We start from the raw sequence: 24,861 nt of genomic DNA, 5'->3' as shown, positions 1-24,861 counted from the left end.
GAACGCAACGCGATCGCCGCCGCCAAGGCCATCAACGCCGCCAAAATGGCGCTCTGGGGCGACGGCACGCACCGGGTCTCCCTGGACGAAGTTATCGTGACCATGCGCGAAACCGGCAAGGACATGAGCTCCAAATACAAGGAAACCGCGATGGGCGGCCTCGCCGTCAACGTCGTGGAGTGCTGACCTCGGCCGACGGCAGGCGCCGCGGATTGTCGTGGAGGTCCATGGCTTCATGGATCTGCAGGGCAAACCACAGTTGCGCCAGAGTGGAGGTTTCGGTCATATCGAGGCCCGTCAGCTCGCTGATCTTTCGGATGCGATAGATGATGGTCTGCCGATGCGCGAACAGGGCGGCTGCCGTTTTCTGCCAGGACCGTTGCGTGTCGAGGAACGTCTTGAGCGTGACGATGAGGTCCCCGTTTTCCCGCTGTTCGTACTCAAAAATGGGTCCGAGGAGCCGCTGGACCAGGGCGTGGCCTTCCTCAAAGCTGGTGAGCCCGAGCCACGAGGGTCCCTCGGCATAGCGGACCAACCGCTCGCCGGTGCTTGACGCCGTCCCAAGTGCCCACATCGATTCCTGAAGAGCTCTCTGCACACCAGCGGCCGCGGACGGCCGGCTGATCCCGATCCTGACGTCCAGGGGGACCGTGTGTCGCAGCAGATCATCGGTGCAGTCTGCTGCGACAGCCAAATGGATTGTGTCGAATCTGCGCTGGCACGCCGTCGGGTAGCCGTGTCGCCAGAGATCAACGTGGATCCCTGCCAGGCGCTCACCGTCGTCGCTGGACATAGAGATGATGAGGAATTCCCGTGACGAAATCCCGAACTCAGGCAGTCGGCTTTCAATGTCGGCTATGCCCAGGCGCCCGTCAAAGGTCTGCAAAAGGAACTCCGCACCCAGCCGGCGCTGGTTCTCGAGAGACAGCACCGTCCGCGACAGCTCGAGTCCCAGGACTGTGGCCGCATGGAGCAGCACTACCGCGTCCGGGAGCGGTTCGGATTTCGGCAGCACCACCAGAAGCGCGTTGGCGTGAGTCGGGATATCCATCATCAGAAGGTGGCCTTCCCCCAACCGATGCCACTGGAACTTCTTGCTGGCCACCGGTGACTTGCTGGTCAGCGGTTCAAGTTGCTGCTTGAGGCCCGGTGGCAGCGGCTGGCCTCCGGGATGCCAGGCGTGCAGGCACCGTCGATCAATGACGAAGAGGCTGGCATCGAGTTCGGCTTCGATACCCAGGATCAGTCCCAGCCAGTTGTCCTCAGATGGCCCCGCCAGCCGCAGCAGGTCATAAATACGGGCCGTCTGGCGCAGCCTGCGGGACTCTTCGAGCAACGAAGACTCAGCGACCGAACGTGCGATGGCGATGAACGGTAGCGGATAGGGGATGCTGATGACCGGCAACGGCAAGCGGTCACAGGCTTCGAGGAACTCGGGACAGAGTTCAGGGGCATGCATCTGCTCGCCGATCGCCAGTGCACTGGCACCTGCGTTGACCAGTGCCTCGGCAAGCTCAACCTGCCCCTCGGGATCGGCCGGAATGGAGAGCCCGTTAGTCATCATGAGCTCCCCGCCGGTGACCCATTCCCACAGGCGCGGCAGGTCGGAGGTGTGGGCCCAGGTGACCCGGTTGCCCAGACCGGCGGAACCCGCCAGAAGGCTCAGTCCCAGCTGGGGTTCGGCAAGCAGTTCGGCCACGGTGATCGCCATGCGCGGTTCCTGTTCATGAGTCCGGAGGCCGTCCCCAAGCCGCTTATACATATGTATAAGCCTCTCGGCTCTTTGTAGTCAATCGGCGGATGTACCGCGTGACGCCGATCACTAATAGTTAAGGGATAGACCTCGACCGGCGCAGGAAGAAATTGCCAGGCCGACTGAAACCACAGCAACCGGAGGACCCCAGTCATGACCACGCACAAGCCAATCGGCCCCGTCGACGCAACAAAAGTTCCCCGCTATGCGGGCCTGGGCACCTTTGCCCGGCTTCCTCAGATTGACCGGGTCCCGGATTACGACATTGCGATCGTCGGTGTCCCGTTCGACGGCGGTACCTCCTACCGCCCCGGCGCCCGCTTCGGTCCGGCCGCTGTTCGTGAAGCGTCGCGGCTCCTGCGCCCCGGCTACCACCCTGAGCTCGACGTTGAGCCGGTATACGAAGCCCAGGTTGTGGACGCCGGCGACATCGCCTGTACCCCCTACGACATCGCCCGCGCAGTCCGCGAGATCGAGGAACAGGCCCTCCCGCTCCTTGGCGACGCCGGCTCCGGCAAGAGGCTCATCTCCATCGGCGGCGACCACACCATCGCGCTCCCGATGCTGCGGGCCTTGAACAAGGTCCACGGCCCCGTGGCCCTGCTCCACTTCGACGCACACCTGGATACCTGGGACACCTATTTCGACCAGCCGGTCACGCACGGAACCATCTTCCGCCGGGCCTTCGAGGAAGGCCTTCTGGTCGAGGACAAGTCGATGCACGTCGGCATCCGCGGCCCGGTTTATGACCGCAACGATTTCCTTCGCGACCACGAGTTCGGCTTTCAGATCATCCGCTGCTCGGACCTGGACGTCATCGGGGTTCCGGCCGCGATCCAGCGCGTCAAGGACCGGCTGGGCGACACCCCGGTCTATGTCTCCATCGACATCGACGTCCTGGACCCGGCCTACGCCCCGGGCACCGGCACTCCGGAAATGGGCGGGCTCCACTCCCGCGAACTGCTGGCGCTGCTCCGCGGATTGAACGGCATCAACATCGTGGGCGCCGACGTCGTCGAGGTCGCTCCGGCCTACGACCATGCAGACATCACCACAGTCGCCGCGGCGACGCTGGTCTTCGACCTCCTCGCCCTGATGGTGAACCGCAGCAAGGCCACCGCCAACGTCACTGAGGAGCTGCAAGCGGCCACCGTCTGACCACAACTGCTGGGCTCTCGCGCCTGATTTATACATATGTATGAACAGGTCTACGGCAACTATTCAATCGCCGGATTACCACTGTGACAAAAGTCACGAATGATTGATACATCAGATCCCGTGCTCGACGAAGCGCCGGGACAGAACAAAGAGGTTCCCATGAACTCCCGGAACGCATCATGAACGCTCGACCCACTCACGCCGTCACAGCCGAAGTACCCCGGCTCGAGGACAAGACCATTCAACCCATCCCGGCCCACGAACGCCATGGCAAGGCCCGGGACCTCTTCACCATCTGGTTCGGTTCCAACATCATGATCATGACCATCGTGACCGGGGGACTCGCGACGACGGTGTTCGGGCTCAGCTTTGTGCCGGCAATCGTCGGAATCATCATTGGGAACGTTGTCGGTGGCATCTTCATGGCACTGCATTCGGCCCAGGGCCCGCAGCTGGGCGTGGCGCAGATGATTCAGACCCGCGGCCAGTTCGGTTCGTACGGGGCACTGCTGATCGTGGTCATCGTGGTGGTCATGTACATCGGGTTCTTTGCGGCGAACCTCGTCTTTGGCGGCCAAGCGCTGGCCGCAGTCACCCCGGGCATCAGCGTCGATGCAGGCATCATTGTCATTGGCGTCGTGAGCGTCGTGGCCACCATCTTCGGCTACCGGCTCATCCACGCCTATGCACGCATCTTGAGCATCGTGGCCGGTCTGGCGCTGGTGCTGGCCTTCGTCTGGATCCTGGCCGTCCACGGATTGCCGGCCAGCTTCCTGGACCAGGGAAACTTCAACTGGGTCGGCTTCATGGCCACTATCTCCGTCTCCGCCCTCTGGCAGCTCGCCTACGCTCCCTACGTCTCGGACTACTCCCGCTACATGCCTCAGGGCACCGGCTCGGCCCCGGCGTTCTGGGCGTCCTATTCAGGCTGCGTCTTGGGAACACTCTTCCCGATGGTCCTGGGTGCCCTGGTGGGAACGCTCGCACTGGCGCTGATCAGCGATGGCAGCAGCGTCGAAATAGTAGGGAGCCTGGGAGCCCTGCTCGGGCCATGGACCATGGTGATCATCGGAATCTTCTGCCTTGGCGTTGCGGCGTCGAACGCCATGAACCTCTACTGCGGGGTCCTGTGCACCCTCACCATTGGGCAGACGTTCAGGCCGGCCTGGTTGCCCCACGCCAAGACCCGGACCATTGCGTCAATCCTCCTCTTCACCCTCGCCCTGATGATCGCGCTGTTCGCCCGTGACAATTTCATCTTCTTCTACACGAACTTCCTCTCCTTCCTGATGTACGTCCTGGTTCCCTGGACGGCCATCAACCTGGTCGATTACTACCTCCTGCGGCACGGCGACTACCGGGTTGAAGACTTCTTCAAGCGCGACGGCGGAGTGTACGGAAGGTTCAACTGGGTGGCGATCGGAGCCTATGTTGCCGGCGCACTGATCCAGGTTCCGTTCTCGGCGACAGCGATGTTCACGGGCCCCGCTGCCGCAGCGATGAACGGCGTGGACCTCTCCTGGATTGTCGGCCTGGTGGTTGTTGCACCCCTGTACTACTTCGCGGCACGCATGTTCCGGAAAACGCCGGAAGCCGCCCCCTTTCAGTCGCCCGCATTCGCAGGTGACCTGATTGAGGCGCCGCGGGCGTAACGCCCGCTCCGGCACACCGCGCACCCCGGGCACAGACCGCCCGCCCCCACACCAAACTCCCGGCGCCGCGATCGGCGCAGAAAACAAAGGCGAAATATCATGACACTCACTGACACCGAGCAGTTCACAGTCCGACGTTCCTCCGAGGAGCAAAGCTGCGCCAGCTTCCTGCCTCCGGCGGGGCACTTCATCGGCGGAACGTTTGTTTCCGGTTCCGCGACCCGGCTGATCGACGTCGTCGACCCCACCACGGAACAGGTCATCGCATCGGTTCCTGCCGGCACGGCCGCGGATGTGGACGTTGCGGTTGAAGCAGCCGTGGCGGCCCAGAAGTCCTGGGGCACCACGACACCGAAGGAACGCTCCGAGGTGCTCTCCCTGATCGCCAACATCATTGAAGCCAACCGTGAAGCCTTCGAAATCATCGAGTCCGCCAACACCGGCAAACCGCGAACCGTCGCGGAGGACGATGTCTCCAGCACCATCGACACCTTCCGGTTCATGGCCGGGGCTTCCCGCACACTGACCTCCATGGCAGGCGGCGACTACGCCACCGGACACACCTCGGTCATCCTCAGGGAACCCGTCGGCGTCGTCGGCGTCATCACCCCTTGGAACTACCCGCTGCTGATGGCTGCCTGGAAGATCGCGCCCATCCTCGCCGCCGGAAACAGCATCGTCCTCAAACCCTCGGAACAGACGCCGCTCTCGACGCTGAAGCTGGCAGAACTTGTCGCCGGACGCATCCCCGACGGCATCCTCAACGTCGTGACGGGAAAGGGCCGAACCGTTGGGCAGCGACTCTCCGAACACCCTGATGTCGCCCTCGTTGCGTTGACGGGAAGCGTCGTCAGCGGACAGGCAGTGGCGGAGACCGCGGCCAGGTCCGTCAAGCGCGTCCATCTGGAACTCGGCGGCAAGGCCCCGGTTGTTGTCTTCCCCGACGCCGACCTCCGCGCGGCCGCCGCCGGCGTGCGAAACGCCGGCTTCTGGAATGCCGGCCAGGACTGCGGCGCCGCCTGCCGTGTGCTCGTGCACGAGTCCGTGGCCGAGGAGTTCACCGAACACCTGGTACGCGAAGTCAGCACGCTCGTCGTCGGCGCTCCGGGCGCAGGGGAAGATGTGGAAATCGGTCCCATGATTTCGCGCCCGCACTTCGAACGCGTGAAGGAAGCGCTTGCCGAGGCAAAAGCTGCGGGCCTTCAGGTGGCCATCGGCGGCTCGGCGTTGGAAGGCCCCGGCTACTTCATTGAACCCACTGTAATCAGCAACGTCCCGGCCGGGGCGCATATTGCTACCCACGAAATCTTTGGCCCAGTGGTCACCGTCGAGTCCTTCAGCTCCACTGAAGAGGCCATCACCCGGGCCAACGAGAGTCCCTACGGGCTTTCCGCCTCGGTATGGACCCGGGATTCGAGCCTCTCGCTCCGCATTCCGAAGCAGCTCGATTTCGGCACCGTCTGGGTCAATTCACACCTGGTGTTGGCCTGCGAGGTTCCGTGGGGCGGATTCAAGGGATCCGGCTACGGCCGCGACCTCTCGCTGTATGCCTTGGACGATTACTCCCGGACCAAGCACGTCATGATCAACCACGGCGCATGAGCGTTTAGACCAGCATCGGAGCCCAGCAATGACCACCACGAATCATCCCCACTCCGCGTCGTCGGCGCGCGCCGCAACCCCGTCCGCTCCGTTCGGGACAGACGTAACCTGGACCAACTGGGGCGGCAACCAGAGCGCCACGCCGGCGTTCACGGTCCGGCCGCGGAACGAACAGGAGGCGCTCGACGCCGTCCGGTTCGCCATCCGCGAAGGCCTCCCCGTACGTGCAGTCGGCTCAGGGCATTCGTCCTCACCGCTTGTCCAGACGGGCGGAGTCCTGATGGACATGTCCGCACTCTCGGCCATCACCGGAACCGACCTCATGGGGCGCCGTGCGAGGGCCCTGGCCGGCACCACCATCAACGCCTTTGGCGATCCGCTGTGGGAGCAGGGGCTGGCACTGGGCAACCAGGGCGACATCGACAAGCAGCAGATCGCCGGGGCACTCGCGACCAGCACCCACGGCTCCGGAAAGAACCTGGGCAGCTTCTCATCGGCACTGCGCTGGGTCCGGCTGATCAACGGTTACGGCGAAATCGTCGAAATCGGCGAAGGGCAACTCCGCGAACTCAGGGCCGCCCAGGTCGCCTTGGGGACGCTCGGAATCTTCCTGGAGGTCGAACTGGCGGTCGAGGACCGCTATTACCTGCAGGAGGAGATTACCTATCCCACGTGGGCGGAGACCGCGGCAACCTGGCAGGCCGACATCGACGGGAACCGGCACTACTCGTTCCTCTGGTGCCCGGACAACGATTCCTGTGAGCTCCTGGACCTGCCCGGTTCGCCGGGCCAGAGCATGGCAAACCGCAGCTACACCAAGCGGTACAACGTCGCCCAGGTCCAGGACGAGCGTGAAATTTCCCGCACGGAAGGTGCCCGGCTGGACCGGTCGTACCGCATCTACCCGGGCGGATTCACCACACCGTTCCATGAACTGGAGTACTTCGTTCCCAGCGAACACGGCCTGGCGGCAGTCCAGGCTGTCCAGGAGCTGATCCGCACCAAGCATTCCGACCAGAAGTACCCCGTTGAGGTCCGCTGGGTGAAAGCCGACGAAGGCTACATGTCCCAGTTCCAAGGACGCGACACCACCGTTATCACCCTGACCACCGAACCCGGGACCGACTACTGGCCCTTCTTCCGGGATGCGGATGCGGTGCTGCAGGAATTCGAGCCCCGCGCGCACTGGGGAAAGATCCATTTCATGACGAGGAGCCGGTTGGAGCGTCTCTACCCGGAGCTTGACACCTTCATCCAGATACGCCGGGAGTTCGACCCCCGCGGCATGTTCCTTAACGACCACACTCGTGCGCTCGTTGGCTAAATCAGCCATCAAGGTTAAACCGGCAAATCCGGCGTATGCCCCCGAATCGTGACCGGGGGCATGCTGCCCGCCTTTCCACATCCAACGGGGAAGAGGAGACATGAGCCATTTTCAGGACAAGGCCTACCTTGTCACCGGAGCCAGCTCCGGCATCGGTCTCGCGACCACCCGGGCCCTTCTGGCGCAAGGGGCAAAGGTTGCAGCTGTCGGTCTCCCGGACCGTCTGCTTGAAGACGCAAAAAGCCAGCTCTCGGGCGCTGTGATCTTCATCGAAGCCGACGTATCTGAGTCCCAACAGGTCGATGGCGCCTTCGCCCGGGCGGAAGCAGAACTCGGGCCCCTGAGCGGGGCCTTCAACGCCGCAGGAATCTCCAGTGTTGCGCCCATCGCCGAAACATCCGACGAGCTGTGGCAGAGACTGATCCGGGTGAACTTGACCGGCACTTTCCACTTCGCCCGGGCAGCGGCGCGGACGCTCTCGGCCAACGGCGGTGGATCGCTGGTCTGCACTGCCAGCGAGCTGTCACTCGTCGGCCAGGCAGGCTACACCGCATACACCGCGACCAAGGGCGGCGTGCTGTCGATGATGCGGTCACTGGCCGCCGAACTCGCACCGGCCGGCGTCCGGGTCAACGCACTGTCGCCGGGCACGACAGATACGCCGATGCTTGCGGCCGAGTTCGCGAACGAAGAAGAACGCGCCCGGGACGAAGTGTCCGTGCCGCTTGGCCGGTTCGCCCTGCCCGAGGAGATTGCAGCCGCGGCGCTGTGGCTGTTGGGTCCTGAATCCTCGTATGTCACGGGAACAAACCTTGTTGTCGATGGTGGTCGGACCACGACGTTCCCACTCGGACATTGAATCCCACATCCAACGCACCTAGTGAAAGGCAACATCACATGAGCTCTGTTCTGGTCACAGGTGGTGCCGGATTCACCGGACGCCACATCGTCAACGAACTCGCCGACGCCGGCCATCAAACAGTCAGCTACAACCGGGACTTCATCGAGGCGCCACGCCCCGACGTCGATTCCGTCCAGGGCGAACTGTTCGATATCCCCCGTCTCCTCGAAGTATTCAAGGAGCACGACGTCGACACCATCGTCCATACCGCCGCCATATCCCACCCGACCTATTCCCTGAGCTTTCCCCTGGCTACGTTTGCTGCCAACGTCGAGGGAACGGTGGCGGTTTTCGAGGCGGCACGACTCCACGGCGTCAAACGGATCATCAACTTCTCTTCCGAGTGCGTGTACGGAAAGACCTCAGCACCGGTGGTTCTCGAATCGGAGCCAGTAAATCCGACGACGCCTTACGCCGTGACGAAGGTTACCGGGGAATGGCTCGGACGGGTCTACGGCGACAGGTATGGAATCGACGTCATCTCCCTGCGCATCGGCCAGGTTTACGGACCCGGAAACCGCATGGATGAAGTCATGCGGGACATTATGCGCGGCGTAGTCCGCGACGGTTCATTCTCCCAGGACCACGGGGCCGACCACCGCTACAACCTTGTCTACGTCCGCGACGTCGCTCTTGCCATCCTGGCGGCAGTCCAGGCACCAGAAACGGCCTCGGCCAGGCCCCTGGCCTACAACATCTCCGGCAGCGAGTACTGGACACTCAGCGACGTCGTCAAAGAAGTTCGAATCGCATTCCCGGACGCCACCGTGGAGATCGGGCCCGGGACGGATCCAACCCTGGATTTGCAGGGCCACTTCAGCATCGCTTCCGCAGCCGCGGATCTCGGCTACGAATCGGTCTGGCCGCTGCAGCGGGCCCTCGGCGACTACGCCGACTGGCTCTCCACCCATGACTTCTGACCCCTTTCTTCTGACTCGTTTCTTCTAACTGACTCATTTCTTCGAAGAGGGACGAACATGACATTCGATAAAAGCGGCTGGAGGCAGGGGGCGGCCTGCGTTGCCGCGTTGACCTTCGACGTCGACGCCGAGTCCCCCGTCCTGGCCGCCGGCCGGCGCTACGCCGACAATGCGATGGCGATGACCCACCAGGCGTTCGGACCCAAGGTGGGTGTTCCCCGGATTCTCCAGATGTTGGAGGATGTGCAGCAGCCGGCGACATTCTTCATTCCAGGAGTAACCGCGGAGCGGTATCCCCGCATGGTGGAACAGGTCCTGGAATCGGGTCATGAGATCGCCCACCACTCACACACTCACCGCACCGCGGTGAACATGAGTTTCGACGACGAACGCGCCGACTTCGATCTGGCGCTAGCTGCACTCGGGCGTTTCGGCATTTCTCCAAAGGGGCATCGCGCCGCACTGTGGGAGCCCTCGTGGCAGACACCGTCGTTGGTGGCTGAATACGGGCTGAAATACGATTCCAGCCTGATGGACGCGGACGTCCCCTATCTCATCGAAACCCCCGCAGGCACAGTTGCGGAGCTCCCCCCACATTGGAGTCTGGATGACTGGGAGCAGTATGCCTTCCTTCCGGAACCCAAGATCGGTGAAATCATCCAGTCGCCACTTGTCGTGGCGGACATGTGGATTCATGAGATCGACGCAATGCGACGTCATGGTGCTCTTTTCATGCTCACTTGCCACCCGTTCCTCACTGGGCGGGCAGGACGGCTGGAGGCGCTGCGGACCGTGATCGAAACTGCGCTGGAACGAGGCGATGTCCGCTTCTCGACGTGCGAAGCGCTCGCGGAAGCGGCACTCGGTGACCCCGCATTGATTGCCGAGCCCCTCAATCCAGTTACAGCGTCCGAGGAGCTCTATCCGGACTACTGAATCCGGGCTGGCCGGAGGCTGGAACTCAGATGCAGGACTTGTTGTAGTCGAAGCCGCCCGAGATGTACTGGGCCATGGTGACTTTCCCGCCGCCTGTCAGCGGCGCTGCCAAACACATGCTGCTGGCGTTTTGGAAGGAGCTCCCGCCGGCGAGCCAGCTTCGCTGGGCGTAAAGGTTGCTTGTCGAGGGCACCGTGCCGATGATCTGTGCCCATTGGTAGCCGGTCGAGTAGAGCCCGGTTTTGGCGCCGATGCTGGCAAAGTAGGCGGCCATGCCCTCCAGATCAGCTCTGTTGGCGGCCTTGTTCGTTGACCAGGAGTTTTCGGTCTCGACGTCCAACCACCAGGTGTAGGAGGCCGGGTTCTTGACCCCGCGGATGATGGCGTCGTCGTAGGCCTTGGCGTAACCGTACATATAGGAGCACGCCGAACCGACCGAGCCCTTGGTGCACGTGCCGTAGGGGTTGGCCACGGTCTTCCCGGCATAGGTGTTGCTGGTGGGCCACCAGGAGCCGGCCGTCCCGGGGTTCCCGGTATTTACGTACAGGGCCACGAGGGGCTGCCCGGTCCCGCCGGTGGACGTGGCGGCCCAGGACAGCTGGGTGGCCAGGCACGAGTTGGTGTTGTTCGCCAGGCCGTTGTTCACACCAATGATCGCGAAGCTCTGGCCCTTGGGCAGGGGTTTGCCGCACTGCGGCCAGGACACGTCGACGCCGGGTCCGGCGGGCGTGACTGCCGCTGTGCCGGCCGAGGTCCTCGCGGCGGTGATGTAGCCGGTCTTGGTTCCGGTGACGGTGACGGTGAGGGCCTTGCCGGCCTGCGCCGCGGCCAGTTTGTAGGTGGCGGCGGTCGCGCCAATGATGACGACGCCGTTCGCCTTCCACTGGTACTTCAGGATGACGGGTGCCGGACCCCACGGGCCCGGGACTGCGGTCAGGGTGTAGCCGGCCTTTGTCATGCCGGTGATCGTCGGTACCGGGGCCGGCCCGAGCGAGCCGGCGGCGATGGCTGTGGTGGGGGTCGAGGTCTTCGCGGCGGTGGTGTAGCCGGTCTTGGTTCCGGTGACGGTGACGGTGAGGGCCTTGCCGGCCTGCGCCGCGGCCAGTTTGTAGGTGGCGGCGGTCGCGCCAATGATGACGACGCCGTTCGCCTTCCACTGATACGTCAGAGTGACGGGTGCCGGACCCCAGATGCCCGGGACCGCGGTCAGGGTGTAGCCGACCTTTGTTGTGCCCTTGACCGTCGGCACGGGGGCCGTCGTCAACGGCGCGGCGGACGCTGCACTGACCGCCGTCGTCGTATCCGGCGCGGCGGATGCGGGGGCAAGCGGTGTCAGGGAAAGCATCATGACCACACCCAGGAACAACGGAATTGATAGAGGCCGGACGCGGTCGAATAGCAGCATAAAAATTTCCCCCAAATTGCCGCGCCCGGAACAGGCTGCGCTAGAGCCCGCGGAAATGCAGACAGCGTGAATCTAGCACGGGGAGGTGTTCCTCAACATGTCTGGCAGCTATGCGGGCGACGGACGCACGCAAAAACCCGCCGGCTCCGGGCTCACCCGGGCCGGCGGGTCGTTGCTGGGAGGCTACTCCGGAACCACCAGGGCGGGGGTGTCCTTCCGGATGGTCTCGCCCCGGAAGAAGCCCGGATGCAGTTTCGCGGCGACCAGCATGATCACGACGCCGAGGGCGAGGATGCCGATCCCCAGAATGAACACCAGGCCCACGCCGAGGACCTCCGAGCCGCTGCCGAATTCCGGTGCCCAGCTGTCCACGGCGGTCTGGAAGAAGACCACGGTGAGGACCAGGCCGCCCAGGACCGGGAACAGCAGCCGCATGAAGAAGTTGCGGACGCTGGAGAACAGGCTGTGCCGGAAGTACCAGGTGCAGGCGAAGGCCGTGAGGCCGTAGTAGAAGCAGATCATCAGGCCCAGGGCCATGATGGTGTCATTGAGGACGTTTTCGCTGACTACCTTCATGACGGCGTAGAAGCCGCCGGAGATCACACCGGCAATCACCGTTGCGAAACCGGGGGACCCGAACCGCTTGCTGACGGATGCGAAGCGCGGCGGCAGTGCCCCGTAGTGGCCCATCGCCAGCAGGCTGCGGGCGGGGGAGGCCATGGTGGACTGCAGGGACGACGCGGTGCCGGAGAGTACGGCCAGGGACATCAGGATGGCCAGCGGGCCCATGACGGGGGAAGCCAGTGCCGCAAAGATATTCGACTGGTTGTCGGGGTTGTTCAGGCCGATGCCGTCGGTTCCGGTGCCGGCAACCATCATGGTGGCCACGATCGCGACGAGGTAAAGGGCCAGGACGGCGACCGCCGTCGTGGTTCCTGCCCGGCCGGCGGTACCCTTGCCGCCCTTGGTTTCCTCGTTGACGGTGAGGCAGACGTCCCAGCCCCAGTAGACGAAGACGGCCAGTGACATGCCGGCGGCGAACTGCTCGAAGCTGCCGATCTTCATCGGGTTGAACCAGTCCCAGCTGAAGGCGATTGCGGTGCCCGAGTCGCCCGAGGCGGCATGGGTGAGTGCCATGACGACGAAGATGCCCAGGACGAGGACCTGGAATCCGACCATGGTGTACTGCACCAGCTTGGTGGCGTGCAGGCCGCGGTAGCTGACCCAGACGGCCAGTGCCACGAACACCAGGCACGTCATGATGTTTACGGCCGTGTTGGAGGTCAGGTCCGCGAGGTCCGGGTTGTTGAACACCTGGGCCAGGAAGAGGTAGAAGAAGTCCACCGCGACGCCGGCCAGGTTGGACAGGACGATGATGTTGGCGGCCAGCAGACCCCAGCCGCCCAGCCAGCCGACGAACGGGCCGAACGCCTTGGTGGCCCACGTGAAGGTGGTGCCGCTGTCCGGTGAATCGGCGTTGAGCTCACGGTAGGCGAACGCCACCAGGATCATCGGGATGAACGCGACAATGAAGATCGCCGGCAGCTGCAGGCCCACGGCGCCGACGGCGGGTCCCAGCGAACTGGTCAGGCTGTAGGCGGGTGCCACGGAGGAGATGCCGAGGACGACGACGGCGAGCAGGCCCAGCTGGCCGCCCTTGAGCCCCTTGCCCGAGATGCCGTGCTTGGAACCGGCCGGATCGACGACGTCGTGCGTGATGGTGCCGTCTTCGCGGCCGATAGTCTGACTCATTGCTGACCTTTTTTCTGGGGGACGGATGGTTGCTGTTGGGTGATGCAGTGGATGCCGCCGCCGCGGGCGAAGAGCTCGCGGGCGTCGATGCCGACTACCCTGCGGCCGGGGTAGGCGTCGCCAAGGATGCGCAAGGCTTTTTCGTCCATCGGGTCGCCGAAGGTGCAGGCGATGACGCCGCCGTTGACCACCAGGTGGTTGATGTAGCTGTAGTCGACGAACCCCTCCTCATCCGTCAGGGTTTCCGGGGCGGGGACCTCGATGATGTTCCATTCGCGGCCGGCCGCGTCCCGGGTGGTGGCGAGGTGGCTGACGATGGCCCGGCAGACTTCGAAGTCGGGGTGTGCCGGGTTCTGTTGGGAATGGACCAGCACGGTGCCCGGGGACGGGATGGCCGCAACGATGTCGACGTGGCCGCGCGTGCCGAACCGTTCCGAATCCCGGGTCAGGCCGCGGGGAAGCCAGACGACGTGGCTTACGCCCAGGGTCCGGCCCAGCTCGGCTTCGACGTCGGCCTTGCTGAGCCCGGGATTGCGGCCCGGATCGAGCTGGACCGTCTCGGTGACGAGGACGGTGCCTTCGCCGTCGACGTGGATGCCACCGCCCTCGTTCACCAGCGGCGAGACAAGGTGGCTGGCCCCCGAGCGGGCCGCGACGGCCGACGCCACGAGCGCGTCCTTGTCCCAGGCGGCCCAGTCCTGGCCGCCCCAGCCGTTGAAGACCCAGTCGACAGCGCCGAGCCGGCCGCCGTCGTCGAGGACGAACGTGGGGCCGATGTCCCGCATCCAGGCGTCGTTCAGCGCGGCGGGGACCACCTCGATATCCGGGTGGAGGTAGTCCGCCGCGGTCTGCACATCCGCCGGCGCCACCAGCATGGTGACCGGTTCGAATTCCACGACGGCGTTCGCGACGGCGGCCCAGACGGAGCGGGCGGCGTGGGCTTCTGCCGCTGTTTCGCCCAGAGTGTAGCCGCCGGTGGGGAACGCCATCCAGACACGGTCCTGGGGCGCCGTTTCGGACGGCATCCGCCACGCGCTCATGCGGTGGCCTTGCTGGTGTCGGCGCCGAGCGGGGCGTCGGGGCGTACCGGCTCGGTCAGCCGCCCGTACGTGTCCGGGCGTCGGGTGGCCAGGAAGGGGAAAAGCGTGAGCCAGTCCCGGCGCTGGTCCAGGTCGAGGTCCGCGACGAGCACCGCGGATTCGTCCCGCGGTGCCTGGGCAAGGATCCGGCCGTAGGGATCGGAGATGAAGGAGGAACCGTAGAAGTTCAGCGTGCCTTCGCTGCCCCAGCGGTTGGGGACCACCATGAACAGCCCGTTGGCGATGCCGTTGCCGACGATGACCTGCTGCCACAACGGCTGGGTGTCGAAGTCGGGGTGGTCGGGCTCGGAGCCGATGGCTGTGGGGTAGACCAGGAGTTCCGCGCCGCCGAGGGAGTAGATCCGCGCCAGCTCCGGGAACCACTCGTCCCAGCAGGTGGGCATGCCCAACCGTGCGCCGCCGAGTTCGGCGGGGGAGTGGACCTCGTAGGCATCGTCGCCGTCCGGGCCCTGGCGGAAGAATTTGTCCTCGTAGTAGCCTGCCGTGACGGGAATGTGGAGCTTGTGGGTGCGGGCCAGGAGTTCGCCCCCTGGGGACACCAGGATGGCGGTGTTCAGGCCCAGGCCGTCGTCTGTGCCGTCCGGGTTCTCCGCCTTCTGGTACAGCGAAGCGTGGACGCAGATGCCGTGCCTCCGGGCCGCGTCCGCCGCGAACCGGAACGTGGGGCCGGTGAACAGGTCCTCGGCACTGTCCGAGGGCCGCGGGCGCGTGGTCCCGCCGCGGGCGGCGTCATTTTCGGGAAGCGTGTCCGCGGGGTAGCGGGACAGCGTGAGCTCGGGGAGGAAGACGACGGCGGCTCCCAGCCGGGCGGCGCGCCCGATGCCTTCGTCCAGTTCGGCGTGCAGGGCCGCGGCGTCAGGATGCCAACGGTGCTGCACGACGCCGATCCGCAGTGCCGGCCGGCCGGAGGGCAGCGTGCGGGCGAGGGAGGGCGGGGTGTCGAGGGACGTGATTTCGATCATGGCTACTCCAGTGAGACGGGCGTCACATTAATGAACGTTGTTCATTTAGTTTGAGGGTGATGGCCGCATGGGGCAAGACCTAATATGAATAAAGTTCATTTATTTATTCGGGGTGGAACCCGCGCCGTCCCCGGGCCGGCAGCCGGACCGCTACTGGACCACGGCGCGGACCTCCCCTGCGGGCCGTAAGGCCCTAGACCGTGGATTAGTCCCGGCAGAGTCTGGGGTATGACTCAAACGAACCCGGGGCCGGCCCCGGACATCAGGGCCGCCCAACTCAAGGAACAGCCCACGGCGGTGGTGCATGAGACAGTCCCGATGAATGCGTTGCGGGATTTTTTCGGCCGTGCCTTCGCCGCCGTCATGGGTGCGGTGCAGGAGCAGCATGTCCAGTTGGCCGGACCCCCGTTCGCGCTGTACCGCGGCATGCCGACCGACGTCGTCGACGTCGAAGCGGGGTTCCCCCTCGCCGCGCCTTTCACGAACCCCAGTGGCGCGGACACGGCGGTTGTCGCCGGCACCCTCCCCGCCGGCCAGGCCTACGAGGCGATGCACATCGGTCCCTACGAATCACTGCAGCGTACTTACGGCGCGATCATGGCGCGGATGCGGCAGGACGGCGCGAGCCCGGGAGCAGCAATGTGGGAGTACTACCTTACCGATCCCGGCGTCGAACCCGATCCAGCGAAGTGGCAGACGCTCGTGGTCTGGCCGGTCGACTGAAATGCCGCACCTGCACTGCCCGGCCGCCGCGCGGAGGGGCCCCGGCCGGGGGCCGCTGCCCGGGTTTCCAGGGCCCGTCCGACTCATTCTGTCTGATAGGCCACACTATTGCTCTACTCCATGCATAATGTCCTAAACTGCTTCACTGAGGTGCCTGAAATGGCGCTGCGCAGCAACGAAAGTGAACCCCGATATGGCTACCGATTACGACGCCCCACGCAAGACAGAAGAAGAATCTCCCGCTGAGTCGCTGGAGGCCCTTCAGGCGTCCCGCGGCGGCGGCGCGCAGACCGCTGTGATCGACGTCGATGAGAACGACACCGCTGAAGGCATTGATCTTCCCGGTGCGGATCTGTCCGGCGAAGAGCTGACGGTCATTGTTGTTCCGGAGCAGTCCGATGAATTCACCTGCTCCTCCTGCTTCCTGGTCCGTCACAGGTCCCAGGTGGCCCTTGAGAAGAACGGCATGAAGTACTGCCGCGACTGCGAAGGCTAAAACCTTCCGGCAACAGACAGGCCGTACGAAGCGCCGGACCCGCGAGGGTGCCGGCGCTTCGCCGTTCCCGGCCAGGCCTGCTGCTGGCGGTGTTATCTGTTCGTGAACGACCTTCACGAACAGGGTCCGTGCAATCCGTCCGTGACCAGCAGCGGGCCACGCTAACGGTTGGGCGCCGAAACTGTGGAGGACCTCGCCCGCCGGGCCGGGCCCGCCTACGCTGAAAGCGTCTGACCTGCGCTGACTGTTCCGCCAGCCCAAGGGTCAGGCAGCACCAGGGGGTGGCGGCCTTGAAGAAGCCCCAGTTGAAGAAGATCCAGTTGAAAAAGGTCAACGCGTTGCTCGCGGCTGTTCTAATGGCCGCCGCGCTCGGGATTCTTGCGCCGGCGCCGGCCGCGGCGGACCCGTACTGCGGACTGGCCTGGGGGTCGCTGAGCAAACTGGATCCGGCCATGAGCCAGGCCAAGGCGGTGGACGTCCGAACCGGTCAGCACTACTGCTTTGACCGGCTGGTCATTGACCTCAACGGCCCCGTGGCCGGCTACAGTGTCCGCTACGTACCCGCGGTGGTGCAGGACGGGTCCGGCCTGCCGGTCCCGTTGCGGGGCCAGGCCTTTATTCAGCTCACGGTCAATGCTCCCGCATATGACGACGCCGGCAATCCCACCTACAACCCGCCGAACAAGAGTGAACTGGCTGACGTGGCCGGCTACCAGACGTTCCGGCAGGTGGCGTGGGCGGGCAGCTTCGAGGGCTATTCGACCATTGGGCTGGGGGTCCGCGCCCGGCTGCCGTTCCGGGTCCTGGCGCTGCCCGGGCCGGGCACCGGGTCCCGGCTCGTGGTGGACGTGGCGCATTTCTGGTGAGGCTGGTGAAGCCGGTCGCAAGGCAGGGCTGCGCGCCTTGCCGGGCGGGTCGGCTAGAGCGAGCCGAGCTCGGCCCGGAGCGGGAAGTCCCGGCCGTCCAGCACCAGCTGCGTGCAGCGTCCCGTAGCGCGGTTCAGAACGATCGGGGCCATAAGGTTGACCGTCGTGGAACCGGGCGAGTGGTTCACCACGACCAGTACCTGGGCGGCGTCCCGCCCGTCGAGTTCGAGGGCTTCGAGCGAGGCTGCCGGGATCGGCGGAGAGTAGCTCGGTGCAAACACGGCCGCATCGGCCAGGAATAGCCGCACCGGGCTGGAACCTGCCTCCAGGGCGTACAGTCCGGCCGCGCCCTCGACGCTCCGCAGCGCAAAATCGTGCAGCTCCTCGAAGCCAGGCATGGGTGCGGTGAATGTGAGGGGCAGGCTGGCGACCGGAGTGTCCATGACCGGGGTGCTCACCGCAGGAAGTCCATCAGGGTGGGCTGAAGCACCCGGGCCGTCGCCGCGAGCGCCACCTGGTAGTTGGTTTCCTGAAGCTTCAGGTCCATGATGACGCTGCCGAGATCTGCCTTTTCAATGCCCATCTTCTGTGCATCCAAGGTGGCCTCCAGTTCGGTGTTGACGTTGCCGGCGCGTTCCAGTTGCACCTGCCGTGTTCCTATTTCAGCACGCCCGCTGACGATGTTCTTGAAAGATGCCTGCAGGTTGGTGAGGTTCACAGTGGCATCCTCGCCTTTGCGCAGTGACTCGATGGTCTTGGTGACGGCGTCGAAGACGGAGCCGGGGCCGCTGCCGAAGATCGCGGCGCCGTCCGCGTCGACCCGGACGGTTCTGTCGGCACTGATGCGCCGTTCCACTGAGCCGCCGGTGACGCCGTTGAAGACCGGGGGAGTTCCGGTGTCTCCTGGGATGCTCGGGTCGGCAGGGATGGCTGGGCTGAAGGCCGTGGCCGCGTCCGAACTTCCAGCAAAAATGTTCCGGCCAAGGTGCTTGCTGTTGGCGGTTGAGAGCAGATCCTTGTTCAGCCCTTCGAGCTCGACGGCGATCGCGTCCTTGCCCGCCTGGTTGAGCGCGCCGTTGCCGGCCTGGACCGTGAGGTCGAGGATGCGGTTCATGACGTTGGTGGCCTGGCTGAGGGCGGAGTCTGCCGCGTTGAGCCAGCTGGCGCCGTCGTCGATGTTCCTGCCGTACTGGGCGTTGGCGGCGAGCCGCGCGCGCGTATCGAGAGCCTGCGCCGTGGCGGCAGGATCGTCAGACGGGCGCGAAATCTTGTCCAGCGTAGTGGCCTTTTCCTGCAGCTGGGCCAGCTTGGCCTGCTGGGCCTGCAGGGTCCGCTGGGCGGTTGTGCTCATGGTCAGGTTGGTTACCCGGTTCAGCATGTCTACCTTCCTACCAGTCCGGTGCGGTTGATCAGGACGTCCAGGGCTTCGTCCACAGCCGTCATGACGCGGGCCGCGGCCTGGTATGCGTGCTGGTTGGTGAGCAGGCTGACGTTTTCTTCGTCCAGGCTGACGGACGCCTGCGAGGAGCGGTTGGACTGCGCGGAGATTTCCGCTGCCGAGCTCAACGCTTCATGCTGCTGGGCGCCGCGTGACTGCACACCGATCCCGGTGACGATGTTTGCCCAGGCGCTGTCCGGAGACCCCGGCCCAGTGCCAAGCTGTGAGATTTTGTCGGCGAGGCTGCCGTCCAGGTTCCCCGCACCCGCCACGCCGACCGCGATCTCCGCGGCGGCCTTGGGCGCAACGGCGAGAGCGAGGGCGGCGGGGCCTGCGGCGGCAGGGTTGAAGAAGTTGCCGGAGGATGAGCCGTCAGAGGTCCGTCCGCCGAAGTGAAGGGCGTTGACCGCGTCCCGCAGGTCGCCGGCGAACTTGTTCAGTGACTGTGCGGCCGAGTCGATGGCGCCGCCGTTCGCGGCAGGCGCCAGGACGGACAACGCGCCGGCGATTTCCCCGTCGGCGACGGCAATTGCCGCACCCGGCCGGTCCGCCCACTCAAGCTGCACGGCTGTGCCGAGCTTGTCCGCAGTCTGGCTTCCGGAGAGGGCGAGTGCCCGGACGGAGCTGCCCATCACGAGGGCGTTTCCGCCGACGTGGACATCCACGGTGCCGTCGGCCTGTTCCCTGACGGTGCCGCCGGTCAGCCGGGAGATGGTCTCGGTGAGCTTGGCCCGCGCGTCGATCAGCTCGTTGGCCGATCCTCCCGCGGCGAGGGTCGAGCGGATGCTGGTGTTGAAGGCGGCCACCTGCGTGGCGGCGGCATTGACGGCGTCCACGGCGCCCTGGGCCTGGCCGCGGACGCTGCTCCACTGGCCCTCAAGGGAGCGGTAGGAAGAGGAGACCTTGCTGGCGAGGTCGTTGCCGGCCTGCAGGACCAGTCCCTTGGCGGCGGAGTCGTTGGGGTGGTTGGCGGCGCCTTGCCAGGCCGACCAGAAGCCCTGGAGCGCGGTGGAGATGCCGTTTTCGCCGGGTTCCTGAAGGATGCCCTCGATCCCTTGGAGCGCCGAGGACCGGGCGCTGGCGTAGCCGGACTCGGCCGCCGTCGAGCGGACGCTTCCGTCAAGGAAGCTGCTGCCCAAGCGTGCGATGCCGTCCACGGAGACGCCGTTCCCGGCCTCGGGGCGGCCCGAACCGAACAGGCCCTGCGCAGGAGCCGCGATCGAAGACTGTTGGACGCGCTGCCGGGTGTAACCCTCGGTGGCGGCGTTGGCAATGTTCTGCCCGGCCACGTTCATGCCCTGCTGGGCGGCGGTCAAGCCACGGTAGGCGGTGTTCAGGGCGCCGAAGGTACTCATGGTCGCTTCCTTAGAATTGCTTGTCGAAAATACGCGAGGCTGCAGTTTCCCCGGTCTTGCCCTGGGCGTCATAGGTGCCGGCCGCAGCGGTGGGCCTCAGATCGGCGAGGGATTCCTGGGTGGAACGGACCGCGGTGCGCAGGTACTGCTCGTTCGAGTCGCGCAGTTCCTTGATCAGTGTCGTCTGGTGGGTCAAGGCCGTCAGATGGGCCGTGAGGATTTCGGACCAGGCGCCTTCCGGCGCGGCAGCGGCGAGTTCACCCAGGGACGCGTCAGTGGGCAGTCCCCAGGTTTCGGCCACGACGGCGGCTTCGATGGTGCGGGCGAGGCTCGCCTTGGAGAGGTGTTCCAGAACCTGCTCGACTTCCTTTGTGCCGTGGGGAAGCCAGCGGGATTTGCCGGCGGTGAGCAGCAACTGCTCTTCCTCCAGCTTGAAGGTGAGAACGTCCAGGAGTTCACGCTCCCGCCACAGCAGGGCTGAAAGTTCGTGGATGGCCATGGTCCGGAGGACTCCCTCATGTGTGAATGATGCAGGTGACAGGTGCGGTGGTGCCGAGGGCGTCGATTTCATCGTGCGGACGATTCGGCCTTCAGCAGGGTTCGTAGAAACTATCGGCAGGGATACAGGATCCGTTAGCGGCAATAAGGCCGATAACGTCCACGTGCAGGCCGGGCGTTGAACTGAAAACTCTTTTTGGAATCTTCCTTACGTGTGCTGGCCAAATGGCGATAACTACTTCTGAAGGCCCACGGATGGGCCATCGCACATCGTCCCAATCATGGAGGAAACATCATGGGAATGCAGATCAACACCAACATGGCAGCGAACAACGCTTACCGCAGCCTTAGCAACACCCAGAACGACCTGTCCAAGTCGCTGGAGAAGCTTTCCAGCGGCCTGCGCATCAACCGCGCCGGTGACGACGCGGCTGGCCTGGCCCTGTCCGAAGGCCTGAAGTCCCAGATCGGTGGCCTTTCGGTTGCCGCTCGCAACGCCCAGGATGGCATCGGCGCAGTCCAGACCGCTGAAGGCGGCCTGAACCAGGCTCACTCCATCCTGCAGCGTCTCCGCGACCTGGGTGTTCAGGCAGCGAACGATACCAACAACGCTGAGTCCCGAGGTGCCATCCAGACGGAGGCCACCAGCCTGGTCAAGGAACTGGACCGCATCGGCGGCTCCACGAACTTCAACGGTGCACAGCTGCTGGATGGCTCGAAGCCGACGATGACTTTGCAGGTTGGCGCCAACGCGGATTCCAACAGCAAGATCGATGTCAACCTCGGTGGTGCCAACGTGAAGACGATCGCCAGCGATCTCGCAGGTGGCAACCTGTCTGCCACCGGTTCCTCGTTCACAATTGCCAGCGTCGCCGCGTTGACCACGGAGACTGTTCCCGGAACGGTTGACGAGCTCAAAGATGCGACATTCACGCTGTCCAAGGGCGGCGTTGACACGACCATCAAGACCGGAGCGCTCAACGCAGACGGTGTCGACGGTTCGGGCAATCCGAAATTCAAGGCATTCAAGAGCGTCGACGAATTCGCCGATGCCCTGCGTTCTGATGCCAACTTCGCCGCCAACTTCAGCGTTTCCGTCACCAAAGACGACAACGGTGCGGGCGTCGGAATTGTTGTCTCGGCACTGAACGGCGGATCCGTCAGCGTTGCCAACGATGCTCTGGCCGGTACGGTCGTCAAGGGGACCGCTGGCACCGCACTCACTGGCGGCCTGACGTTCGACACCGCGGACCACGCACAGGCGTCGATCAAGCTGATTGACGCTCAGATCACCAAGGTCTCCACGGCCCGTGCAGACCTGGGTGCCACCCAGAACCGCCTCGAGTCGGCTGTGCAGACCATCAACGTGGCCAAGGAAAACCTGACGGCTTCCAACTCCCGTATCCGCGACACGGACATGGCTGAGGAAATGGTCAAGTTCACCCGCAACAACATCCTGTCCCAGGCCGGCACCGCAATGCTGGCCCAGGCAAACCAGTCCAACCAGGGTGTTCTGCAGCTCCTGCGCTAAACCACAGCGGGAAGCGATCACTCCGGTGACTTCCGCTAGGTAGTTCAGACTGCACGTGGCGCCCGGGGGGAGAATTCTTCTCCCCGGGCGCTGTGCAGTACCACCGGCCATTACTGATTCAGTCGACCATTGTTCTAAGGAGTTGTAGGCATGGGACTTTCTATCGACGGACTTTCCAGCGGTTTGGACACCACAGCCCTGATCAATTCCCTCATGGCGGTGGAAGCAATCCCGCAAAGCCTCATCAAGAACAAGGCCGCAACCGTCCAAACCCGCATCTCGGCCTTGCAGGGACTCAATACCGCCGTCGCGGATCTCGCAACCAAGGCCGGCAAACTCTCCGACCCCAAGAGCCTGGAACTGTACTCAGCGTCAAGCAGCTCCGCCAAGGTCGCCACCACGGTCGGCGCCCGGGCGAAACCCGGAGCGGTGGATTTCACCGTCTCCCAGCTGGCCCAGACCCAGGTGTCCGTCAGCAAGAACCTCGTCGCATGGCCCTACACCACCTTGACCGTCAGCGGCGAGGGCGGACAGAACATCACTGTCACGCCGCTCACCAGTTCACTCGACGACGTCGTTTCCGCCGTGAACCTCTCCGGCGCCGGCATTGTGGCTTCGAAAGTGTCGGTAGGCGGCGGCGAGTACCGCCTCCAATTCGCGTCTACCAAGACGGGGGACTCCGCCGCGTTCAGCATCGCCGATCCGGATGGCACTGCGGTGCTGACCCCCGTGCAGCCGGCCCAGGACGCGAAGATCAAGCTGTGGGCTGGAATACCTGGCGTCGAAGCGACGCTCAGCTCCGCCACCAACACTTTCGCGGACGTCCTCAGCGGAGTCTCGATCACGGTCTCCGAGGTCTCTGCCACCCCCACACGCGTCACCGTGGCCCGTGACAACGCCCAGATCAGCAAGGCGGCCTCTGATTTGGTCGGCTCCGTCAACGGAGTCCTGGCTCAGATCGCCACCAAGAGCGCCGTCGTCAGCAGCACCGACGCCTCCGGCAACCCCATCACCTCAGGCGGCGTGTTCACCGGAGACAGCACCATCCGCCAGGTCAGCGGGGCGATCCTCGCCGCGGCATCACAGCCACTCAATGGAAAGTCACCCTCCGAACTGGGTATCAGCGTCACCAAGACCGGGACGATGGAATTCGACGCCACCAAGTTCGGTGACGCTTTGGCGAAGGACCCCACAGGGACAATGGCGGCCGTGGCCACCATCGCCGGCCGCGTGGCGGACGCCGCCAAGCAGGCAGCTGATCCCGCCACTGGGCTGCTCAGCACCAAGATCAAGGGACAACAGTCCGCCGCGAAGGACTACACCGAGCAGATCGCTGACTGGGACGACCGCCTGGAGATGCGTCGGACGACGCTGCAGCGGACCTACTCCGCGCTGGAGGTCGCTCTCAGCGGCATGAAGGCTCAATCGTCCTGGCTGTCTTCCCAACTCGCAGGCCTCTCGTCAGGAAGCTCTTCATCATGACTTTGCCCTCATTTGGCGGCGGCTACGGCAACGCCGGCCAGCGGAACCAGTACCTCGCGGACTCGGTCCTGTCGGCCCCGCCCGCACGCCTCCTCACCATGCTCTACGACCGGCTCCTTCTGGACCTGGGCCGGGCGGAAGCGGCGCAGCAGATAGCTGACTGGACCACCGCATCGGAAAACCTGATCCACGCGCAGGCCATCATCACGGAACTGTCGTCTTCTCTGAAGACCGACGCTTGGGAAGGCGCCGACGGGCTTCTGGGGCTCTACAACTACGCCTCGACCGCCCTGATCAACGCCAACATCCAGCGCGAGCCTGCCTTCACCCGGGAGGCGATCGACCTCCTCGAGCCCCTGCGCCAGGCCTGGCACGAGGCCGCCGCCTCCGTTCCGGCGCCGGCCGCACCGGCAGCGGCGGCGCCTGCTCGCGCCTATGCCGGCACAGGGGCATGGAACTCGCAGACCGGATCAGGTGGCGGGAGCCTTGGTTTTGGCTAACCTGGCCGACATGGAATCCGACCTGGGCGTAGCCGGATCCATAAACTCTGGGTCGCCCCTCCCTGAGACGGTTCCGGCCGACACCACCCTGGCTGCCTGGATGGCCGTCCTGGATGTGCTTGAAATGGCGGTGCAGGCCGCCGAGCGGACCCTGAAGGATCCGCTGGGCCCGCTCGCCGCTCCCGCGGGTTCGGTGGCGGAACCCCGGCCGGAGAAGCGCTGGTCTCCGCCATCGATGAACGGGCCGTTGCCGGCGACCGCGCGGCGTCGCGCCGTCGCACTGGCAGCCGCCCAGGAACGCGTTGCCCTCCGGCTGGAAGAGGCGCGGCTGGGAGTCGCCCGGCAGCTGCAGGCGGTATCGTCGGTGCCCGGCGTGGGGGAGTCCGCCGGAGCCCTGTACCTGGATGTCAACGGCTAGGAATCCCGGGTTCCAAAACATCTGAAATAGTCTTTTGATTTCGCCTAACGCGGCGCTGACCAGTGCCGATAACCACTGTAAGAGCACGG

The 24,861-nt window shown here is 64.8% G+C and carries 24 protein-coding genes; 15 read left to right on the top strand and 9 right to left on the bottom strand.

Annotated features, from left to right (window positions below; genetic code table 11):
* On the top strand, positions 1-186 hold a 186-nt coding region (locus AC1DBX_RS19600), incomplete at its 5' end, for an L-serine ammonia-lyase, iron-sulfur-dependent, subunit alpha (RefSeq protein WP_476931835.1).
* On the opposite strand, the gene AC1DBX_RS19595 is transcribed toward AC1DBX_RS19600, so the two are convergent.
* Entirely contained in the window at positions 167-1,711 is a 1,545-nt protein-coding gene (locus AC1DBX_RS19595) for a PucR family transcriptional regulator (RefSeq protein ID WP_476932536.1), read from the bottom strand. The two genes, AC1DBX_RS19600 and AC1DBX_RS19595, sit on opposite strands and share 20 nt — an antisense overlap.
* A 195-nt stretch (positions 1,712-1,906) precedes the next feature.
* On the opposite strand from AC1DBX_RS19595, the gene speB reads away from it, so the two are divergent.
* From speB to AC1DBX_RS19560, 7 genes are all read left to right on the top strand, one after another.
* The gene (gene speB, locus AC1DBX_RS19590; protein ID WP_223914344.1) at positions 1,907-2,911 is read left to right on the top strand and encodes an agmatinase; all 1,005 of its coding nucleotides are present in this window, start codon (positions 1,907-1,909) and stop codon (positions 2,909-2,911) included.
* 179 nt (positions 2,912-3,090) lie between these two features.
* Entirely contained in the window at positions 3,091-4,563 is a 1,473-nt protein-coding gene (locus tag AC1DBX_RS19585) for a purine-cytosine permease family protein (RefSeq protein WP_476851562.1), read from the top strand.
* A 99-nt stretch (positions 4,564-4,662) separates the two neighbouring features.
* The gene (locus tag AC1DBX_RS19580; RefSeq protein WP_476872206.1) at positions 4,663-6,165 is read left to right on the top strand and encodes an aminobutyraldehyde dehydrogenase; all 1,503 of its coding nucleotides are present in this window, start codon (positions 4,663-4,665) and stop codon (positions 6,163-6,165) included.
* A 28-nt stretch (positions 6,166-6,193) separates the two neighbouring features.
* Positions 6,194-7,489 carry a D-arabinono-1,4-lactone oxidase gene (locus tag AC1DBX_RS19575; protein ID WP_223914341.1) on the top strand — a complete coding sequence of 432 codons (1,296 nt, stop codon included), beginning with the start codon at positions 6,194-6,196 and terminating at the stop codon, positions 7,487-7,489.
* Positions 7,490-7,589: 100 nt separating this feature from the next.
* On the top strand, positions 7,590-8,348 hold the full coding sequence (locus tag AC1DBX_RS19570) for an SDR family NAD(P)-dependent oxidoreductase (protein ID WP_476932535.1): 759 nt from the start codon (positions 7,590-7,592) through the stop codon (positions 8,346-8,348).
* Positions 8,349-8,386: 38 nt separating this feature from the next.
* Complete coding sequence (locus AC1DBX_RS19565) at positions 8,387-9,310, top strand: NAD-dependent epimerase/dehydratase family protein (RefSeq protein WP_476932534.1); 924 nt, start codon at positions 8,387-8,389, stop codon at positions 9,308-9,310.
* A 57-nt stretch (positions 9,311-9,367) separates the two neighbouring features.
* A complete protein-coding gene (locus AC1DBX_RS19560) occupies positions 9,368-10,246 on the top strand; it encodes a polysaccharide deacetylase family protein (protein ID WP_476887925.1) in 879 nt (292 codons plus the stop codon).
* A 25-nt stretch (positions 10,247-10,271) separates the two neighbouring features.
* Here AC1DBX_RS19560 and AC1DBX_RS19555 read toward each other — a convergent pair whose 3' ends face one another.
* The 4 genes from AC1DBX_RS19555 to AC1DBX_RS19540 all read right to left on the bottom strand — a co-directional run bounded on the left by AC1DBX_RS19555 (position 10,272) and on the right by AC1DBX_RS19540 (position 15,465).
* Positions 10,272-11,651, bottom strand: a complete 1,380-nt coding sequence (locus AC1DBX_RS19555) for a hypothetical protein (protein ID WP_476932533.1) — start codon at positions 11,649-11,651, stop codon at positions 10,272-10,274.
* Positions 11,652-11,834: 183 nt separating this feature from the next.
* Positions 11,835-13,403 (bottom strand): APC family permease, encoded by a 1,569-nt coding sequence (locus tag AC1DBX_RS19550; RefSeq protein WP_476932532.1) that lies wholly within the window; start codon positions 13,401-13,403, stop codon positions 11,835-11,837.
* Positions 13,400-14,443, bottom strand: a complete 1,044-nt coding sequence (locus AC1DBX_RS19545; RefSeq protein ID WP_476932531.1) for an agmatine deiminase family protein — start codon at positions 14,441-14,443, stop codon at positions 13,400-13,402. The genes AC1DBX_RS19550 and AC1DBX_RS19545 overlap by 4 nt, the downstream gene beginning before the upstream one ends.
* Complete coding sequence (locus AC1DBX_RS19540; RefSeq protein WP_476851553.1) at positions 14,440-15,465, bottom strand: nitrilase-related carbon-nitrogen hydrolase; 1,026 nt, start codon at positions 15,463-15,465, stop codon at positions 14,440-14,442. The genes AC1DBX_RS19545 and AC1DBX_RS19540 overlap by 4 nt, the downstream gene beginning before the upstream one ends.
* Before the next feature lie 228 nt (positions 15,466-15,693).
* Between AC1DBX_RS19540 and AC1DBX_RS19535 the strand changes: the two genes are divergently transcribed.
* From AC1DBX_RS19535 to AC1DBX_RS19525, 3 genes are all read left to right on the top strand, one after another.
* Positions 15,694-16,188 carry a GyrI-like domain-containing protein gene (locus AC1DBX_RS19535; protein WP_290370286.1) on the top strand — a complete coding sequence of 165 codons (495 nt, stop codon included), beginning with the start codon at positions 15,694-15,696 and terminating at the stop codon, positions 16,186-16,188.
* Between the two features lie 193 nt (positions 16,189-16,381).
* Positions 16,382-16,684 carry a DUF4193 domain-containing protein gene (locus AC1DBX_RS19530; protein WP_018775830.1) on the top strand — a complete coding sequence of 101 codons (303 nt, stop codon included), beginning with the start codon at positions 16,382-16,384 and terminating at the stop codon, positions 16,682-16,684.
* A 320-nt stretch (positions 16,685-17,004) separates the two neighbouring features.
* A complete protein-coding gene (locus AC1DBX_RS19525) occupies positions 17,005-17,550 on the top strand; it encodes an AMIN-like domain-containing (lipo)protein (protein WP_476932537.1) in 546 nt (181 codons plus the stop codon).
* Between the two features lie 53 nt (positions 17,551-17,603).
* On the opposite strand, the gene AC1DBX_RS19520 is transcribed toward AC1DBX_RS19525, so the two are convergent.
* Genes AC1DBX_RS19520 through AC1DBX_RS19505 form a run of 4 tightly spaced genes read right to left on the bottom strand, consistent with a single transcriptional unit; the run spans position 17,604 to position 20,842 of the window.
* Positions 17,604-18,008, bottom strand: a complete 405-nt coding sequence (locus AC1DBX_RS19520) for a flagellar assembly protein FliW (protein ID WP_223914333.1) — start codon at positions 18,006-18,008, stop codon at positions 17,604-17,606.
* The gene (gene flgL, locus AC1DBX_RS19515; protein ID WP_476932530.1) at positions 18,005-18,928 is read right to left on the bottom strand and encodes a flagellar hook-associated protein FlgL; all 924 of its coding nucleotides are present in this window, start codon (positions 18,926-18,928) and stop codon (positions 18,005-18,007) included. The genes AC1DBX_RS19520 and flgL overlap by 4 nt, the downstream gene beginning before the upstream one ends.
* 2 nt (positions 18,929-18,930) lie before the next feature.
* The gene (gene flgK, locus AC1DBX_RS19510; RefSeq protein WP_476932529.1) at positions 18,931-20,343 is read right to left on the bottom strand and encodes a flagellar hook-associated protein FlgK; all 1,413 of its coding nucleotides are present in this window, start codon (positions 20,341-20,343) and stop codon (positions 18,931-18,933) included.
* 10 nt (positions 20,344-20,353) lie between these two features.
* Positions 20,354-20,842 (bottom strand): flagellar protein FlgN, encoded by a 489-nt coding sequence (locus tag AC1DBX_RS19505; protein WP_018775825.1) that lies wholly within the window; start codon positions 20,840-20,842, stop codon positions 20,354-20,356.
* A gap of 294 nt (positions 20,843-21,136) precedes the next feature.
* Between AC1DBX_RS19505 and AC1DBX_RS19500 the strand changes: the two genes are divergently transcribed.
* From AC1DBX_RS19500 to AC1DBX_RS19485, 4 genes are all read left to right on the top strand, one after another.
* A complete protein-coding gene (locus AC1DBX_RS19500) occupies positions 21,137-22,372 on the top strand; it encodes a flagellin N-terminal helical domain-containing protein (protein ID WP_476932528.1) in 1,236 nt (411 codons plus the stop codon).
* 150 nt (positions 22,373-22,522) lie between these two features.
* On the top strand, positions 22,523-23,854 hold the full coding sequence (fliD, locus tag AC1DBX_RS19495; RefSeq protein ID WP_476932527.1) for a flagellar filament capping protein FliD: 1,332 nt from the start codon (positions 22,523-22,525) through the stop codon (positions 23,852-23,854).
* Complete coding sequence (gene fliS, locus AC1DBX_RS19490; RefSeq protein ID WP_476932526.1) at positions 23,851-24,354, top strand: flagellar export chaperone FliS; 504 nt, start codon at positions 23,851-23,853, stop codon at positions 24,352-24,354. Before fliD ends, fliS begins: the two co-directional genes overlap by 4 nt.
* 10 nt (positions 24,355-24,364) lie before the next feature.
* On the top strand, positions 24,365-24,772 hold the full coding sequence (locus tag AC1DBX_RS19485; protein WP_476932525.1) for a hypothetical protein: 408 nt from the start codon (positions 24,365-24,367) through the stop codon (positions 24,770-24,772).
* Positions 24,773-24,861: the final 89 nt, after the last annotated feature.

It is taken from the genome of Arthrobacter sp. 10N44_2 (assembly GCF_056394385.1).
Note: the sequence above shows the minus strand (reverse complement) of the source record. Positions and strands in the feature narration are given on the sequence as shown.